Source organism: Pantoea sp. SIMBA_079, from assembly GCF_046940275.1.
In the GTDB taxonomy this organism is placed as follows: Bacteria; Pseudomonadota; Gammaproteobacteria; order Enterobacterales; family Enterobacteriaceae; genus Pantoea; species Pantoea borealis.
The window spans coordinates 1-268 of sequence record NZ_JAWRYR010000364.1 but is presented as its reverse complement, the minus strand read 5'-3'; the positions used below and the strand labels follow the sequence as shown (position 1 = coordinate 268).

The window sequence follows — 268 nt, the reverse complement described above, 5'->3', positions numbered from 1 at the left end:
CGAGCAGGGAAGAAGTCAGGCCAGCACGTGTCGATGCCACGACGCGGGCGGCGAATGTCGAGGCGTTCAATCCATGATCGCAAACCGCCATGAGATAAGTATCCAGCCCGGCAACTTCCACTTCGTCAGGCATTCCGGCATTCATCATGCGGAGTATGTCCGCACTATGCGGCAGTGTGGGATCAGGGCGGATGGGGCGCCGCCCCTTGCGTTCACGCAAAATGGCGGTTGTGAAAACTGCCGGTGCGGCCATCAGATGCAAGGCGGC

The 268-nt window shown here is 60.4% G+C and carries 1 protein-coding gene; it reads right to left on the bottom strand.

Going from position 1 to position 268, the window contains the following annotated elements; all coding sequences use genetic code 11:
• Positions 1-253, bottom strand: a 253-nt coding sequence (locus tag SB719_RS20380; protein WP_412159773.1) for a citrate/2-methylcitrate synthase, incomplete at its 3' end; no start/stop codon positions are given.
• Positions 254-268 lie beyond the last annotated feature (15 nt).